The 14,603-nt window shown below is 70.6% G+C and carries 19 protein-coding genes; 11 read left to right on the top strand and 8 right to left on the bottom strand.

Translation table 11 applies throughout. The features are described 5' to 3' along the window. The 6 genes from AC1DKV_RS38195 to mdcH all read left to right on the top strand — a co-directional run. Positions 1-395, top strand: a 395-nt coding sequence (locus AC1DKV_RS38195; RefSeq protein WP_441650407.1) for a triphosphoribosyl-dephospho-CoA synthase, incomplete at its 5' end; no start/stop codon positions are given. Beyond that, a complete protein-coding gene (locus tag AC1DKV_RS38190; protein WP_477139501.1) occupies positions 395-721 on the top strand; it encodes a malonate decarboxylase subunit delta in 327 nt (108 codons plus the stop codon). The genes AC1DKV_RS38195 and AC1DKV_RS38190, both read left to right, overlap by 1 nt. Then, the gene (locus AC1DKV_RS38185) at positions 718-1,569 is read left to right on the top strand and encodes a biotin-independent malonate decarboxylase subunit beta (RefSeq protein WP_477139500.1); all 852 of its coding nucleotides are present in this window, start codon (positions 718-720) and stop codon (positions 1,567-1,569) included. The genes AC1DKV_RS38190 and AC1DKV_RS38185 overlap by 4 nt, the downstream gene beginning before the upstream one ends. Continuing rightward, the gene (gene mdcE, locus AC1DKV_RS38180; RefSeq protein ID WP_477139499.1) at positions 1,566-2,396 is read left to right on the top strand and encodes a biotin-independent malonate decarboxylase subunit gamma; all 831 of its coding nucleotides are present in this window, start codon (positions 1,566-1,568) and stop codon (positions 2,394-2,396) included. Before AC1DKV_RS38185 ends, mdcE begins: the two co-directional genes overlap by 4 nt. 34 nt (positions 2,397-2,430) lie before the next feature. Next, a complete protein-coding gene (locus AC1DKV_RS38175) occupies positions 2,431-3,075 on the top strand; it encodes a malonate decarboxylase holo-ACP synthase (RefSeq protein ID WP_477139498.1) in 645 nt (214 codons plus the stop codon). Next, complete coding sequence (gene mdcH, locus AC1DKV_RS38170; RefSeq protein WP_477139497.1) at positions 3,072-4,013, top strand: malonate decarboxylase subunit epsilon; 942 nt, start codon at positions 3,072-3,074, stop codon at positions 4,011-4,013. Before AC1DKV_RS38175 ends, mdcH begins: the two co-directional genes overlap by 4 nt. A gap of 18 nt (positions 4,014-4,031) precedes the next feature. Here mdcH and AC1DKV_RS38165 read toward each other — a convergent pair whose 3' ends face one another. Continuing rightward, positions 4,032-4,502, bottom strand: coding sequence for an Lrp/AsnC family transcriptional regulator (locus AC1DKV_RS38165; RefSeq protein ID WP_477139503.1), 471 nt, complete (start codon positions 4,500-4,502; stop codon positions 4,032-4,034). A gap of 198 nt (positions 4,503-4,700) precedes the next feature. Here AC1DKV_RS38165 and AC1DKV_RS38160 point away from each other — a divergent pair, with 198 nt between their 5' ends. Both AC1DKV_RS38160 and AC1DKV_RS38155 read left to right on the top strand, forming a co-directional pair. Next, positions 4,701-5,612: a DMT family transporter gene (locus AC1DKV_RS38160; protein ID WP_441622880.1), complete on the top strand. Its 912-nt coding sequence runs from the start codon at positions 4,701-4,703 to the stop codon at positions 5,610-5,612. Between the two features lie 146 nt (positions 5,613-5,758). Then, the gene (locus AC1DKV_RS38155; RefSeq protein ID WP_477139496.1) at positions 5,759-6,124 is read left to right on the top strand and encodes a hypothetical protein; all 366 of its coding nucleotides are present in this window, start codon (positions 5,759-5,761) and stop codon (positions 6,122-6,124) included. A 33-nt stretch (positions 6,125-6,157) separates the two neighbouring features. Here AC1DKV_RS38155 and AC1DKV_RS38150 read toward each other — a convergent pair whose 3' ends face one another. Together AC1DKV_RS38150 and AC1DKV_RS38145 are read right to left on the bottom strand one after the other, a co-directional pair. Continuing rightward, positions 6,158-7,399, bottom strand: a complete 1,242-nt coding sequence (locus AC1DKV_RS38150; RefSeq protein ID WP_477139495.1) for an aminotransferase-like domain-containing protein — start codon at positions 7,397-7,399, stop codon at positions 6,158-6,160. A 19-nt stretch (positions 7,400-7,418) separates the two neighbouring features. Continuing rightward, a complete protein-coding gene (locus AC1DKV_RS38145) occupies positions 7,419-8,411 on the bottom strand; it encodes a Bug family tripartite tricarboxylate transporter substrate binding protein (protein ID WP_477139494.1) in 993 nt (330 codons plus the stop codon). A gap of 217 nt (positions 8,412-8,628) precedes the next feature. On the opposite strand from AC1DKV_RS38145, the gene AC1DKV_RS38140 reads away from it, so the two are divergent. Both AC1DKV_RS38140 and AC1DKV_RS38135 read left to right on the top strand, forming a co-directional pair. Further along, positions 8,629-9,579 (top strand): LysR substrate-binding domain-containing protein, encoded by a 951-nt coding sequence (locus tag AC1DKV_RS38140; RefSeq protein WP_477139493.1) that lies wholly within the window; start codon positions 8,629-8,631, stop codon positions 9,577-9,579. A 122-nt stretch (positions 9,580-9,701) separates the two neighbouring features. Further along, positions 9,702-9,932, top strand: coding sequence for a hypothetical protein (locus AC1DKV_RS38135; protein ID WP_477139492.1), 231 nt, complete (start codon positions 9,702-9,704; stop codon positions 9,930-9,932). Between the two features lie 180 nt (positions 9,933-10,112). On the opposite strand, the gene AC1DKV_RS38130 is transcribed toward AC1DKV_RS38135, so the two are convergent. The 3 genes from AC1DKV_RS38130 to AC1DKV_RS38120 all read right to left on the bottom strand — a co-directional run bounded on the left by AC1DKV_RS38130 (position 10,113) and on the right by AC1DKV_RS38120 (position 12,503). Continuing rightward, positions 10,113-10,532, bottom strand: coding sequence for a carboxymuconolactone decarboxylase family protein (locus AC1DKV_RS38130; protein ID WP_477139491.1), 420 nt, complete (start codon positions 10,530-10,532; stop codon positions 10,113-10,115). A gap of 66 nt (positions 10,533-10,598) precedes the next feature. Beyond that, a complete protein-coding gene (locus tag AC1DKV_RS38125) occupies positions 10,599-12,110 on the bottom strand; it encodes a M20/M25/M40 family metallo-hydrolase (RefSeq protein ID WP_477139502.1) in 1,512 nt (503 codons plus the stop codon). A 243-nt stretch (positions 12,111-12,353) separates the two neighbouring features. Next, the gene (locus AC1DKV_RS38120; protein ID WP_441622894.1) at positions 12,354-12,503 is read right to left on the bottom strand and encodes a hypothetical protein; all 150 of its coding nucleotides are present in this window, start codon (positions 12,501-12,503) and stop codon (positions 12,354-12,356) included. Between the two features lie 279 nt (positions 12,504-12,782). Here AC1DKV_RS38120 and AC1DKV_RS38115 point away from each other — a divergent pair, with 279 nt between their 5' ends. After that, the gene (locus AC1DKV_RS38115) at positions 12,783-13,220 is read left to right on the top strand and encodes a universal stress protein (RefSeq protein WP_441622896.1); all 438 of its coding nucleotides are present in this window, start codon (positions 12,783-12,785) and stop codon (positions 13,218-13,220) included. A 40-nt stretch (positions 13,221-13,260) separates the two neighbouring features. On the opposite strand, the gene AC1DKV_RS38110 is transcribed toward AC1DKV_RS38115, so the two are convergent. Next, complete coding sequence (locus AC1DKV_RS38110) at positions 13,261-14,301, bottom strand: serine/threonine protein kinase (protein ID WP_441622898.1); 1,041 nt, start codon at positions 14,299-14,301, stop codon at positions 13,261-13,263. Between the two features lie 29 nt (positions 14,302-14,330). Then, positions 14,331-14,603, bottom strand: a 273-nt coding sequence (locus tag AC1DKV_RS38105) for a hypothetical protein (protein WP_477139490.1), incomplete at its 5' end; no start/stop codon positions are given.

Below are 14,603 nucleotides of genomic sequence, written 5' to 3'. Positions count from 1 at the left end.
GCCAGGCGCAGGCGGGCTTTCCGCATGTGCTGCGCGCCGGCCTGCCCGAGCTGCGCCGCAGCCGCGCGCGCGGCGACGCGGAGCCGAGCGCGCGMGTCAATGCGCTGCTGGCGATCATGAGCCGGCTCGACGACACCTGCGTGCTGGCCCGCGCCGGGCGCGAAGGCCTCGCGCTGATGCAGGCCGGCGCGGCGCAGGTACTGCGCGCGGGCGGCATCGCCACGCTGGCCGGACGCCGCCTGCTGCGCGGGCTCGAGGCCGGCATGCTGGCCTGCAACGCCTCGCCCGGCGGCGCGGCGGACCTGCTCGCCGCCACCTTCTTCCTGGACCGGCTGCCGCTGGCTGCGGCACCGCTTGGATTCACACCCGCTTGCCCCGCGCAAGGAGACAAGTAATGGAACAGCTCAAGTTCGAATATMCCGCCGGCGCACCGGCCAGCCGGAACGTGCTGGTCGGGGTAGTCGGCTCCGGCGACCTCGAGGTCATGGTCGAGCCCGGCACCACGGGCACCACCGTGATCGACGTMACCACCTCGGTGGACGGCTATGGCAAGGTGTGGGGCGCACAGCTCGCGCGCGTGTTCAGCGCCGAGCCGCGCGCGGCCATGCGTGTGCGCATCCACGACTTCGGCGCCACGCCTGGCGTGGTGGGCATGCGCCTGGCCGAAGCGTTCGAAGCGCTCGACACATCCGCCGGCGCCGGCGGCAAGGAGCAGCCATGAATCACGCATCGCTGCTCACACGCGAGAGCTTTGTCGAACTGGGCGCACGGGCACGCGTGCACGCGCTGCTCGATGCCGGCACCGTGCGCGAACTGGCCGGCCCCTTCGACAAGCTGGTGTCGCCATGGCTAGAACGCCAGGGCGTGGTGCCGCAGGCCGATGACGGCGTGGTGGTGGCCAAGGGCCGCATCGACGGCCAGCCCGCCGTGGTGCTCGCCATCGAAGGCGCGTTCCAGGGCGGCAGCCTGGGCGAGGTCGGCGGGGCCAAGATCGCCGGCGCGCTGGAACTGGCCGCGCAKGACAACCGCCGCGGCATCCCCACGCGCGCGGTGATCCTGTTCGAGACCGGCGGCGTGCGGCTKCAGGAAGCCAACCTCGGCCTCGCGGCCATCGCCGAGATCCACGCGGCCATCGTCGACCTGCGCCGCTACCAGGCGGTGGTCGGCGTGATCGCCGGGCAGGTGGGCTGCTTCGGCGGCATGTCGATCGCGGCCGGGCTGTGCAGCTACCTGGTGGTCACGCGCGAGGCCCGCCTCGGCCTCAACGGCCCCGCGGTGATCGAGCAGGAAGCCGGCGTGGCCGAATACGATTCGCGCGACCGGCCCTTTATCTGGAGCTTCACMGGCGGCGAGCAGCGCATCGCCACCGGCCTGGCGGACCGCTACGTGGACGACGACAGCGATGCCATCCGCGCCGCCCTGCGCGAATTGCTGGCCGCGGGCCCGCCCGCCACGCACCGCAGCGAACGCTACGCGCACTACCTGCAACGGCTGCGCGACTACGATCCTTCGCGCCAGCCGGAGCCGGGCACCGTGCGCGCCATCTATGCCGAGGGAGACCGCGCATGAACACCGACAAGAACGCAGCACCAGCCACGAGCCGCGGCGAGACCTGGCTGGCCGCGCTCACCGGCAACGCCGCGCGCGCGCCCGGCTATCCCGCCAGCGTGCAGGTGGCCGACGCCGGACTGGCCGGCCAGGCGGCGCGCTTCATCGCCGTGGTGCCCGATGCCGGCAGTGCCTACCCGCGTGCGCGCGACGGCGAGGTGGGCCTGATCGAAGGCTGGTCGCTGGCGCGCGCCGTGGACGAAGTGCTGCAGGCCGACCGCGACGCCACCGTCAAGCGGCCCATCATTGCCATCGTCGATACGCCCAGCCAGGCCTATGGCCGGCGCGAGGAAGCCTTCGGCATCCACCAGTCGCTGGCCGGGGCCGCCGATGCCTATGCCAGCGCCAGGCTGCAAGGACATCCGGTGATCGCGCTGCTGGTCGGGCGCGCCATGTCGGGCGCCTTCCTCGCGCACGGCTACCAGGCCAACCGCCTGATCGCGCTGGACGATGCCGGCGTGGAAGTCCATGCCATGGGCAAGCAGGCTGCCGCCCGTATCACCATGCGCAGCGTGGAGGACCTGGAGACATTCGCCGCCAGCGTGCCGCCAATGGCCTACGACATCGCCAGCTACGCCACGCTGGGCCTGCTGTGGCGGCGCATCCGCGTGAACCACKCGGCGCAGCCCGACGCGGCCGACCTCGACACCACGCATGGCGCGCTGCAGGCTGCGCTCGCCGATATCCTGGCCGACCCGCAGCGCGACCTGCGCAGCCGCCTCGGCGGTGCCAACCGCCAGGCCTCCAGCCGCGTGCGCGAATTGCTCGCGCAGCAGTGGGGGGACTGACGTGCCGGACCGGTGCGCCGCACAGGTGCCAGCCATGAACCGGCCCGACCCGCTGCCGCACGACCTGGTCTGGCTTGCCGACCCGGCGGCCTTCGCCGCGGCCAATGCGCTGCCGCCCTGGGCCGGCACCGCTTGGCTGGCGCGGGCGCCGCTGGTGGTGCGGCGGGCCTGCGCCGATGCGCAGGCCCGCATCCCGGTGGGCCTGCGCGGCGTCACGCGCGCGCAGCGCCACGCGGCATGGCTGCCCGCGGCGCAGGTGGCGCGCACCGTGACGCCGCGCATGATCGCGCAGCAGGGACGCTGGAAAACYCATCCCCGGCGTGCGGCCGTGCCCGCGCTGGCGGCGCTCGCGCTGGCCGCGCCGCTGCTGGACGAGGCGCAGGTGGACTGGGGCGTGACTGGCGGCGTCGGCTTMAGCCTGGCGTCGGGCATCGACGTGCTGCACGAGGGCAGCGATCTCGACCTGCTCGTCGGCGCCGCGGCGCCGCTCGCGCCGCGCACCGAACGCGCATTGATCGCCTTGCTCGACGACACCCGCCTCGACATCCAGGTCAGCACTCCGCATGGCGCATTCGCGTTGCGCGAGCGCGCGCGCACCGGTGGCCGCGTCTTGCTCAAGACGGCTGGCGGCCCGGTCATGAGCGCGGACCCCTGGCTGGCGCCGGCGCACGCGCGATGAGCACGCTGCTCACCTTTCCCGGCCAGGGCGCGCAGCGTGCCGGCATGCTGCATGCGCTGCCGGACCACCCCGCCGTGCACGCCACCGTGGCCGAGACCAGCGCGGCGCTGGGCGAGGATGTGCTGGCCCTGGACAGCKCGGCGGCGCTGGCCTCCACCGTGGCCGTGCAGCTGTGCCTGCTGACCGCCGGCGTGGCGATGGCGCGCTGCCTGCTGGCCGAGGGCGCGCGGCCGGATGCGGTGGCGGGCCTGTCCATCGGCGCATATGCGGCGGCGGTCTGCGCGGACGTGCTGGAGCATGCCGATGCCGTCAGGCTGGTGGCGCTGCGCGCGCGCCTGATGGAGCGGGCCTATCCGCGCGGCTATGGCATGACGGCCATCCTCGGGCTCGAGCGCGAGCCACTGGAGCACATCGTGGGGCAGGTGTGCGCGCCGGCGTCGCCGGTCTACCTGGCGAACTTCAACGCCCCGGCGCAGATCGTGATCGCCGGTGCCGTGCCCGCCATGGCGCGCGTGGCGGAACTGGCGCTGGCCGCCGGCGCGCAAGCGGCCAAACCCGTGGCCATCAGCGTGCCTTCGCATTGCACGCTGCTCGACGGGCAGGCCACTGAACTCGTGCGCGCCTTTGCCGGCGTGCGCGCGACCCGGCCGCGCCTGCGCTACTTCAGCGCCAGCGCGGCACGCGAGCTGCGCGATCCCGCGCGCATCGCCACCGACCTGGCACGCAATCTCGCGGTGCCGGTGCGCTGGCACGAGACCATGCTGCTGGCGCGCGAATGCGGCGTGCGGCTGGCGGTGGAAATGCCGCCCGGCAACGTGCTGACGCGGCTGGCCGCGCCGCTGCTGCCCGACGGCATCGCCGTGGCGTGCGCCGACACGCGCATCGACAGCGTGGTGGCGCTCAGCGGCAGGGAAGCGCTGCGGCAGTCCGGCGCCTGAGCACGCCGGCCCGGCACCTCAGCCCAGCGGCAGCGCCGTGCTGTACAGCACCTGCTTGAGCGCAAAGCTCGAGCGGATGTTCGACACGCCKGGAATACGCGTGATGTGGTCGATGATCAGGCGCTCCAGCGCCTCCACGTCGGGCACGATCACGCGCAGCAGGTAATCGGCATCGCCCGACATCAGGTAGCACTCCATCACTTGCGGCAGCGCGGCGATGCGCCGCTCGAACACGTCCAGGCTCTCGCGGCGCTGCTTGTCCAGCGAGATCTGGATGAACACCACCACCTTCAGCCCGAGCCGGCGCGCATCGAGCAGGGTCACCCGACGCGAGATCACGCCGCGCTTTTCCAGCTGCTTGACGCGCGMCAGGCATGGCGAGGGCGACAGGCTGACGCGGCTGGCCAGCTCCACATTGGTCAGGCTGGCGTCACGTTGCAGCTCGTTGAGGATGCGGATGTCGATGGCATCCAGGTTGAGGTCTTCCAGCACGTTGCGCTCCCGATTTTCCGAATCACAGCATTCTATGCCGCCACAGCCCGGATGGGCCGTGTAGTTCGGTTTTTGCTGCGCCGCACAAGACCGTAGACTCTCCAGCCCGCCCCGCGGCATTTCGCGGCACTGCGCGCGCGTGGCGCGCGACGGGACCTTCTACTGGTCTGGCAGCACCGCAACTCGAATCGAAACATGCAAGTACAACAAGGATGGCGCCGCTTCGTTCCCCTGGCCTGCGCCGTGGTGATCTGGGGCGGCAACTGGCCGGTGATGAAGCTGGGGCTGGCCCATGTCAGCCCGCTGTGGTTCGCCACGGCGCGCTTCGTCTGCGCCGCCGCGATCAGCTTCCTGGTGCTCGGCGCGCTGCGCCGGCTGCGGCTGCCCAGCCGCCAGGAATGGCCGCTGGTGATCGGCGTGGGCCTGCTGCAGATGGCGGCCTTCACCGCGCTGGCGCTGTGGGCGCTGCAGTACGTGCCGCCGGGGCGCGCCTCGGTGATCGCCTATGCCACCTCGGTGTGGGTGATCCCGCTGTCGTCGCTGGTGCTCAAGGAGCGCCTGTCGCGCCCGCAATGGATCGCCACCGGGCTGAGCTATGCCGGCATCGCGCTGATGGTGGCGCCGGCGCTGGGCGGCTGGCAGTTGCATACCGTCGTTGGACTGGTGATGCTGCTCGGCGCCTCGCTGGCATGGTCGCTCAGCATCATCCAGCTGCGCGCCAACCGCGCGGTGCGCCTGGGCGCGGACATGATCCCCTGGGAGACCGCCGTGGCCTCGGTGCCGCTGCTGGTGCTGGCGCTGCTGCGCGACGGCGCGCCGCACTTCCTGTCCATGCCGGAGATCTGGCCGCTGCTGTTCTACACCGGCCCGCTGGCCACGGCGCTGACCTTTATCGTGGTGCTGAACATGACGCAGGCCTTGCCGCCCGCGGCCACCTCGATCGCCATGCTGTGCGTGCCGGTGATCGGCCTGATCGTTTCCGCCGCGGCCTTCCACGAACGCATCTCCGCGGACCTGTCGGCCGGGCTGGCGCTGATCGCGCTGGGCGTGGCCACCTCCGCGCTGGCGCCATGGCTGGGGCGGCGCATGCGGTGGATCAATGCCTAGTGCGCCGGATGATCACCGGATCCGGCCGCGGCCTGTCAAGAACGGCGGGCGCGGACGTTACACCCGGACACACATGTATTGAGCCGCTAATACCTGGCGAGGCCGCGGGCGGTTAAAGTGCGGCCATCTACTAACCGGAGCCCCCCGTGCGGAAAATCGCCACCCTATGCACCCTTGCCACTGTCGCGGTGTCCGCCGCACTGGCTTCCAGCGCGGCCTTCGCACGCGTGGACGTGGATATCGGCATCGGCCTGCCCGCGCCGGTGTATATGGCACCCGCACCGGTCTACCAGCCSGCACCCGTCTACCAGGCGGCGCCGGTATACGCACCCGCGCCTGTCTATGTCGCGCCGCAGCCGGTGGTGGTGKGCCCGGGCTACTACGGTCCCGGCTGGCGCGAGCGGGCCTGGCGCGAACGCGAATGGCGCGAACAGCGCTGGCGCGATCACCGCGAGCACGAGTGGCGCGAGCATGAGCATGAACATGACCGCGAGCGCGAATGGCGCCGCTGAACGCGCGCTGAGCTTACGCCCGGCGTAGCCGGCTCAGCCGGCTACGCCGGCTGACGCCTGGCTGGCCAGCACGGCCCGGCGCAGGCGCGCCACGCCTTCCACGATCTGCGCGTCGGAAGCCGTGGCGAACGACAGCCGCAGCGCACCGCTGCGCTGCCCGTCCACGCCGAAGCTGGCGCCCGGCACATACATCACGCCCGCCTCGATGGCGCGGGGCAGCAGGCTCGCCGAGTCCGGCACGCCATCGATTTCACACCACAGGAACATGCCCCCTTGCGGCGTCTCGCCGCGCAGCGCGGTGCCGAAGGCATCGGCCAGCGCGCCGGACATCAGGTCGCGCTTGCGTCGATAGAGATCGATGATGCGCGCGGTCTGCCGCCCTAGCAGCCCGTCGGCCAGGCAATCCGCCATGGCCAGCTGYAGCCACGGCGAAGTGCACRGGTCCGACACCTGCTTGGCGATCACGGCGCGCCGCACGATCTGCGCGGGTCCGGCCATCCAGCCCAGGCGCAAGCCCGGCGCCATGGTCTTGGAGAAACTGCCGAGATAGACCACCCACGGCGCCAGCAGCGGATCCTGCGCGGCCAGCGACAGCAGCGAGGGCAGCGGCTCGCCGTCGAAGCGCAGGCTGCCGTAGGGATCGTCCTCCACCACCACGATGCGGTGCTGCGCGGCCAGCGCGAGCACGGCGCGGCGGCGCGCCAGCGATAGCGTGCGCCCGCTCGGGTTGGCGAAGGTCGGCACCAGATACAACAGGCGCGGCCGCTCGTGCGCAGGGCAGTCCGCCAGCATCGTKGCGAGCGTCTGCACGCACAACCCTTGCGCGTCGGAGGGCACGCCGCGTACCGCCGCGCCCGCGAGGCGCAGTGCCTGCACCGCGGCGGGATAGGTCGGCGTCTCCACCCACACCGGCGTGCCCGGCGCGACGAAGGCCTGCACCAGCAKGCCGAAACCCTGCTGCGAACCCGATGTCACCACGATCTGCGCGGCCGGCAACGGCGCGCCGTGCGCGGCCATCAGCGCGGCAAGCGCGCTGCGCAGCTCCGCCATGCCTTCGGTCGGCCCGTATTGCAGGCACAGGGCCGGGTCGGCGCTCATGCGGGCCGCGGCGGCGGCCTGCAGCGCAGCGGCATCGAAGCTGGCCGGCGCCGGGTAGCCGCCCGCGAACGAGATCATCCCCGGCAGGCTCATATAGGGAAACAGTTCACGGATGGGCGAGCCTTGCGGCTCGCGCATGGCCGGCGCGAAGGCGTATGGATTGGCTGGCGTGCTCATGGCGATTGGCAATGGATGGTCAGTCGACGGTGGCGCCGGACAGCTTGACGATCTCGCCCCACTTGCGACGGTCGACGCGGACCAGCTCGGCGAACACTTCGGGCGAGTTCGGCGCCAGTTCGGCGCCGGCCTCGCGCAGCCTGGCCTGGATGGCGGGGTCGCTGGCGGCGCGCGCCAGGTCGCGGCTGATCTTCTGCGCCACCGCGGCGGGCAGGCCCTTGGGCGCGAACAGMCCGAACCATGGGCTGGCGTCGAAGCCGTCGACCGGGCCGGCCGCGGCCACCGTGGGCACGCCGGGCAGTGCCGGCGAACGCGCCGCCGAGGTCACGGCCAGCGCCTTGAGCTTGCCCGAGCGCACGAACTGCAGCGACGCCGGCAGGTTGTCGAACATCACATCCACGCTGCCGCCCATCAGGTCTGCCAGCGCCGGGCTGCTGCCCTTGTAGGCGACGTGGCTCATCTGCGTGCCGGTCATGCGCTGGAACAGTTCGCCGGCCAGGTGGGTCGAGGTGCCGTTGCCGGCCGAGGCCATGTTGACCTTGCCGGGGTTGGCCTTGAGATAGGCAATGAAGTCCGCCAGTGTCTGCACGCGCGCGCGCTCGGCGAAGGCCGGCGAAACCACCACCACGTTGGGCACCTTGGCGACCAGCGTCACCGGCGCGAAATCGCCGGCGGCATCGTAGGGCAGCTTCTTGTAGAGCGTGGGATTGATGGCGAACTCGCCCACCGAGCCCATCAGCAGCGTATAGCCATCGGCCGGCGACTTGGCCGCGACGCCGGTGCCGACGATGCCGCCGGCGCCGGGCCGGTTGTCCACCAGCACCKGCTGCTTCCACATGGCGGTGAGCTGGTCGCCGACCATGCGCGCCACCATGTCGGTGGTGCCGCCGGCCGGATACGGCACGATGATGCGTACCGGCTTGTTGGGAAAGTCTTCCGCGCTGGCGGTGGCCGCCGCCAGCAGGCCAATGGAAATGCCGCAATGGCCGATGATGCGAAGCAGTGCTTTCATGCCCGTCTCCTCTTTGTCTTTTTGCTTGTGTTTGTCCTGCGCGCCCGGGGCGGGAATCCGGCAGGCCCGATGGCAGCGCCCCRGAAGCTGCGCATTTTTGAGCATCAACTTCTTTCCATCAAGCGAGATTTACGCATAGGATGATGCCTTTCATGCATCAAGTGCGGTCAGCATTGCCCGGCAAAGAGGCAAGCTTCGCCGCTTCCAGCCCGCCCCCATGAGCACATCCCGCCTGCCCAGTCTCAGCAGCCTGCGCGCCTTCGAAGCCGCGGCACGCCACCAGAACCTGCGCCGCGCCGCCGCCGAGCTTTGCCTCAGCGAAAGCGCCGTGTCGCGCCAGATCGCCATGCTCGAGAGCCAGCTCGGAGTAGCGCTGTTCCACCGCGCCAACCAGCGCGTGAGCCTGACCCCGKCCGGCTCGCTGTACGGCGCGCAGGTACGCGAGAGCCTGCAGCGGCTGCAGCGCGATACGCTGGACATCATGKCGCACGAAGGCGCGGGGGGCATCGTGGAGCTGGCCTGCGTGCCGACGCTGGCGGTCGAATGGCTGATCCCACGCCTGCCTGCGTTCTACGCCCGGCATCCGCAGGTCGTGGTCAATGTGAGCGCGCAGACCGATGTGTTCCTGTTCGACGGCACGCCGTACGACGCCTCCATCCACTACGGCCAGGCCAACTATCCAGGCGGCCGCGCCGACCTGCTGTTCGACGAGGAATCGGTGCCCGTGTGCCATCCGGCGCTCTTCGGCGGCGCGGAAGCGGTCACGCCCGAGCGGATCGCGCAGGCGCCGCTGCTGCACCTGTCGACGCGCCGGCTCGACTGGCAGAACTGGATGGAAGCGGCTGGCGTGGGCGAGGTCAATGCCATGCGCGGCACGCGCTACGATCACCACAGCATGGTCATCAGCGCGGCGCGCGCCCGGCTGGGCGTGGGCCTGGTGCCGCGCTTCMTGGTGGAGGAATACCTGGCGCTGGGCTTGCTGGTGATGCCGGTGGCGCAGGCCATGCGCTCGCAGCGCGCCTACTACCTGATCGCGCCGGACTCGCGGCCGATGAGCGATGCCATGTCCCGCCTGCGCGGCTGGCTGCTCGCGGCGGCGCAGGATTTCGCCACGCGCCAGCCGGTGCCCGGGGTGCGCGCCGCCGCGCCGGCCGGCACCCCAGGATGAATCTTCAAATTATTTGAATATCGCATACGATTAGGCGCCGCTTAAGGAGCACCCGGTGGAACTATCCTTTGTCACATGGAAGCGCGACTGCTTCGCACAATTTCAACAAAGGCAGCTCCATCATGACAATCACAACCACCCGCMTGCTGCTGGCCGCGGCCATCGCCGGCACCGCCCTGCTCTCGTTGAATTCCRCCTTTGCCGCCGACGCGCGCAGCCTCCATGCCGGCGACGACTACGGCTACGTACACCGCACGGCTGACAGCTACGGCGACGGCGCGCGCAAGGCCGACGCGTTCAGCGACGGCGCCCGCACCGTGGTCCACGAGTATCCGTTCGGCTTCGCCGCCTGAGCGCCGCAGCCAGCGCCGCGCCGCAACMGAACCACGGAACGCATCATGAGCATCAAGGAAAGCGCCCTCATCCTCGCCGGCTGGCTCGTCGCCTGCATCGGCAGCGGCTATCTCGTCGGCTTCGCGGCGCAGGTGCTGCAGACCTGAGCCAGATCCGCAGCACCGCCGGGCACGGGCCGCTCAGTCCTTGACCCCTGCCGCCTCCAGCACCTCCGCGAGCTTGCGGCCCGCATCGAGCGCCGCCGGGAAGCCGCAGTACACCGAGCTGTGCACCACCAGCTCGCGCAACTCCCGGGCCGTCACGCCGTTGGCGAGCGCGCCGCGCAGGTGCCCCGTCAGCTCGTGCGGACGATTGAGCGCGATCAGCATCGACACCGTCGCCAGGCTGCGCTGCTTGCGGTCCAGCCCCTCGCGCGTCCACACCGTGCCCCAGGCGTATTCCGTCACCAGCTGCTGCAGGCCGGTATCGCCTTGCTGCTGCGCGGCGTCGAAAGCGCGCTCGACGTACTGCGCGCCCATCACCTCCGACCGTACCTGGCGGCCTGCCTCGAAGGCCGGCGTCTGCGCGTAGCCCGGCAGCGCATTCTCGTMTTTCGTCATCTCGTCTTTCCCCTGTTGTCTGCCCGCGCCGTCTCCGGCCGCCATTTCCGGCCGCCGTCTCCGGCTTTACCGGAACGGCGTCTGCAGGATGCCCATCACCGTGCGGATGCCGTCCCGGTAGTTGCCCAGCCGCATGTTCTCGTCATAGCTGTGCTGGTTGTTGTCGGCATTCACCAGCGGCACGATCACGAACGGCGACTGCAGCGCCTGTACCGCGGCACCCGTGGGCACGGTGCCGCCCATCATGCGGATCTGCACCGGCGCCTTGCCCCAGGACTGCTGCATGGACTGCAGCAGCCACTGGCTCACCGGGGCGCCGAGGTCCGTGCGCGCCGCCGAGCTGGAGGCCGAGACTTCGCCGGCGGTGAGCGCCGCGAGCTTGGGATAGCGCGCGCGCTCCTCATCGGTGGGCTCGCCCTTGACGAGATGGTAGCCCTGCTTCTCCACATGCTGCCTKAGCAGCGCGAACAGCGATTCGGGGCTGGTCTCGGGCACCGTGCGGATGTMGATATCCGCCAGCGCMACTTCGGGGATGATGGTGCKCGCCTTGTCGCCCACGTCGCCGCCGGCGATGCCGCGCACGTTCAGCGTGGGGTACTGCATGGCTTCCTGGTAGTTGGCGCCGACCCGCTCGGCGCGCGCGATGCCCAGGCGGCGGCGCAGCGCGGCTTCGTCGTCCGGCACCGCGGCCATGATGCGGCGCGCGCGCTCGTCGATCTTCACCGGCTTGTAGTAGCCGGGAATGGTCACGCGGCCTTCGTCGTCCTTCATGCTCGCCAGCAGGCTGGCGAGGCGCTGCACCGGATTGGCCGCGTAGTTGCCGTAGTGCCCGCTATGCAGGCCCTGGCTGGCGCCGAACACCTTGAGCTGCACCAGCAGCACACMGCGGTTGCCGAAGATCAGCGTGGGCTGGTTGCTCTGGTGCATGGGGCCGTCGAAGATCACCATGCMGTCGTTGCGCAGCAGCGCAAGGTTCTCGGCGATCACCTTGCCCAGCGAGGGCGAGCCCTTTTCCTCCTCGGAATCGAGGATCACCTTGATATTGACCGCCGGCTCGACGCCGGCCGCCTTGAGCGCATCCATGGCGGCGAGGAACATGACGATGGGGCCCTTGTCGTCGGACGACGAGCGCCCGAACACGCGCCACTCCGGGTMGGCGTGGCCGGCGTACAGCTGCTCGATCGGTAGCGTCTCCCACTTGCCGCCGGCGCTGCGCGCCTTGAGCGTGGCCTCCCACGGACTGCGCTGCGCCCATTGCGACGGCGTTACCGACTRGCCGTCGAAATGCATGTAGAACAGCACGGTCTTGCGCGGGCCGGCGCCGGCTGGCGCGGGATATTCGGCATAGACCATCGGCTTGCCGTCGTTGGCCAGCTCGCGCGACTGGAAGCCGCGCCGCGCGAAGGCCTTGACCAGCCAGTCCGCGTTCTTCTGGATATCGGCCGGCACGGTGGCATCGTTGGGCATGGCCAGCAGTTCGACCCATTCCCGGTAGCTGCGCGGCGCGGCCTGGGCGGCTTGCTGCTCCAGTTGCGCGGCGTCGAGCGTGGCGGCCTGGACGGGGGCCGCCAGCGACATGGCGCAGGCTACGGCGCCGAAGGCKGCGCGGATGGCGCCGCGGGAAGCATGGCGATCAGGGTGGGCGGCGGCGCGGCCAGGCGCGCGGGTACGGAAACGCAGTCTCATGGGTCTTGTTGGTCTGTTGGCTGTCGGATGCGCGCGGCAGCCATGCCGCCGCGCGCACCGGCAGTCTGAACCGCGGCGCGCGACTTGTCCAACGCGCGGCGCCCCTGGCAGGCGCGCGCTCCGGCGCGGCAGGCACTAAGGTCCCTGTTCGTCCGGCGCGCGCGCGAAACCCTCCTCGCGCTGGGCAATGGCGATCGCGAGCCCGTACTCGACGGCAAAAAGCAGGATCAGCGCCAGTATCGCCACGGCGCCGATCGCMAGCCGGTAATAGATCCAGATCGACATGACGGCAAGCCGGCGGGGCCGGCAGAGTCTTCCTGCCTGCAGGGTAGGACCGGCAGTGTCAAAAGGGCGCATGGATATCCGGGGCCGGGCGCAAAGAAAGCCTAAAAATGCGCCGCGGGCAAGGCGACGGGCATCGGAATCGGCTTAATTTGACCTGGATCGTGGCGGGCCTCTCCCATCGGTGCCATCATTCCCGCAATGACCGCCCCGGCATCGCCTCCGGTACCGGCGCCGCCATGCTGACTGCGACAAGCGTTGCCCAACCAGGAGATAGCCGCCATGACCAATATCGTGCTCGCCACCGATGGTTCGCCGTATGCCGATGCAGCCGCACGCTTCATTACCGAAGGCCGCCTGCTGCAGAGCGGTTTCACCGTGCACGTGGTGCATGTCACCCCCGAGGTAACGGGACAGGTGCGCGCCTTCGTCAACAAGGAAACCATCGACGCCTGGCACCAGGAAGAAAGCGGCAAGGCCACCAAGCCCGTGGCGGATATTCTCGCGGCGGCGGGTGTCGCCTTCGAATGCCATGCGCTGCATGGCTTTGCGCCGGAGCGCATCGTCGCCTATGCCGCCAGCGTGGACGCGCGCGGCATCGTCATGGGCACGCACGGACGCGGTGCCTTTTTCAATGCCGTGATCGGTTCGGTGGCGGGACGGGTGCTGGCGCACGCGCCTTGCCCGGTGATACTGGTCAAGGCGCCGGAAAAGAAGTAAGCAGCGGCGACAGAAGACGGCGCGCCGGTTCCGGCCGCGCCTAGACTGGCCAGAGCGGCGGTTCGTCCATCAGCGCGACCTGCTCGCGCAGCTCGAGGATGCGGTCCTGCCAGTAACGCGCGGTGCCGAACCAGGGGAATGCCGCGGGAAAGGCGGGGTCGCGCCAGCGGCTGGCCAGCCAGGCGCTGTAGTGCAGCAGGCGCAGCGTGCGCAGCGCTTCGACCAGGTAGAGCTGGCGCGGATGGAACTCCGCGAAGTCCTCGTAGCCGGCCAGGATGTCGGCCATCTGGCCTTGCATGGCAGCGCGGTCGCCTTCGAGCAGCATCCACAGGTCCTGCACCGCCGGGCCCATGCGGCTGTCGTCGAAGTCGACGAAGTGCGGGCCGGGTGGCTGCGCGCGGGCCTGCGATTCCTCTATCCACAACACATTGCCGCGGTGGCAGTCGCCGTGCAGTCGCAGCAGCGGCAGCTCGCCGGCGCGCTCATAGCAGCGGCGCGCGCCGTCGATGGCAAGCGCCGCCACGGCCTCCCACGCCGGGCGCAGGTCGTGCGGAATGCAGTCCTGCGCCAGCAGCCAGTCGCGCGGGGCCACGCCGAAGCTGTCCAGGTCGATGGCCGGGCGTGCGCTGTAGGGCTGCGTGGCGCCGACGGCGTGGATGCGGCCGATGAAGCGGCCGAGCCAGGTCAGCGTGTCCGAGCGGTCAAGCTCGGGCTCGCGCCCGCCGCAGCGCGCGAACACCGCGAAGCGGAAGCCCGCGTGTTCCAGCAGCGTATTGCCGTCGCGCACGATGGCCGGCACCGCCGGGATCTCGGCGTCGGCCAGTTGCTGCACGAAGGCGTGTTCTTCCAGGATGGCGGCATCGCTCCAGCGGCCGGGCCGGTAGAACTTGGCCACCACCGGCGCGCTGTCTTCGATGCCGACCTGCCAGACCCGGTTCTCATAGCTGTTGAGCGCCAGCAGGCGGCCATCCGGCATGAAGCCGGCGGCCTCCATGGCGTCCAGCATCAGGTCGGGCGTCAGGCTGGCGTAGGGAACGCCGCCGTCATCCGCCACGGGAAGATCGAAGCCTGAGCTGGACATGATGCGTGGCCGCCGTCGGGGTCGGGGGATCAGCGGCCGGTCTTGCGCTGGCCGCMCAGCAGGGCGGCTTGCGGCGACGAACGGCGGCCCTGGCCGCCGCGCGGCTGCGCGACGTTGCCGTTGACATCGCCGCTACGACCGCCATTGCCACCATTGCCACCATTGCCGTTACCGCCGCCATTGCCCGCGGCACGGTTGCCGTTGGCCTGGCCGTTGCGCGGTGCGCCCTGGCCGGCTTGCGCCGGACGGCCGCCGCCTTGCGCGGGACGCTGGCCCTGCGGCTGCGGCGCGCGGCGCTGGCC

The sequence above is a fragment of the Cupriavidus sp. 05T41 genome (assembly GCF_056396525.1).
Note: the sequence above shows the minus strand (reverse complement) of the source record. Positions and strands in the feature narration are given on the sequence as shown.

Coding starts and splice junctions, on each gene's coding strand:
- AC1DKV_RS38115 (WP_441622896.1), top strand. CDS start 12,783: ATGACCAATATCGTGCTCGCCACCGATGGTTCGCCGTATGCCGATGCA.
- AC1DKV_RS38110 (WP_441622898.1), bottom strand. CDS start 14,301: ATGTCCAGCTCAGGCTTCGATCTTCCCGTGGCGGATGACGGCGGCGTT.
- AC1DKV_RS38160 (WP_441622880.1), top strand. CDS start 4,701: ATGCAAGTACAACAAGGATGGCGCCGCTTCGTTCCCCTGGCCTGCGCC.